Raw genomic sequence first — 627 nt, forward strand, 5'->3', positions numbered from 1 at the left:
CCGGCCAGCCGCACCACCAGCGCCTCCAGCAACGCCGCGCCGACGCCGGAGCCGAACCCGTCGGTCACCGCCCGCAGGCCGTCGACGCCGAGTGTCAGCAAGCCGACCGGCGAGCGGGCGGCGAGGCGGGAATCGATCTCCGCGGCGAGGCGCACCCGGTTCGGCAGGCCGGTGGCAGGGTCCTCGTGAGCGAGGCGGAGCAGGCGCGCGTTGCGGCGGCGGCGCTCCGAGATGTCGCGCATCACCGCGCCGACGCCCATCTCGGCGCCCTCGCCCCAGGCGCAGAGCGAGAGCTCGATCGGCACCTCGCTGCCGTCTGCGCGGAGCGCCGTCACCTCGACCGAGCGCCCGGCGAGCTTGGGCGTCCCGCCGGCGGTGAGCGCGCCCATGCCGGCGACGTGGTGCCCGCGCAGGCGCACGGGGACGATCGAGGCCACGTCCCGCCCGGCCAGCGCCCCCTGGGGATAGCCGAGCAGGGTCTCGCAGGCGGGGTTGGCGAAGGTGATGCGGCCGGCGGCGTCGGTGGTGATCAGCGCCGAGGCTGTGGCGGCGACGAACCCTTCCGAATCCCGCTGCGCCATCGTCCGCCGCCCCTGCGCCAGCACCGCGACGGCGAGGCCGGACAGC

1 protein-coding gene is annotated in these 627 nt (G+C 76.9%); it reads right to left on the reverse strand.

Annotated elements, in window-relative coordinates; translation table 11 throughout:
* A partial coding sequence (locus FV222_RS28545; protein WP_147816479.1) for a PAS domain S-box protein occupies positions 1-627 on the reverse strand: 627 nt, incomplete at both ends.

Origin of the sequence: Methylobacterium sp. WL103, from assembly GCF_008039885.1 — a bacterium.
Taxonomy (GTDB): domain Bacteria; phylum Pseudomonadota; class Alphaproteobacteria; order Rhizobiales; family Beijerinckiaceae; genus Methylobacterium; species Methylobacterium cerastii.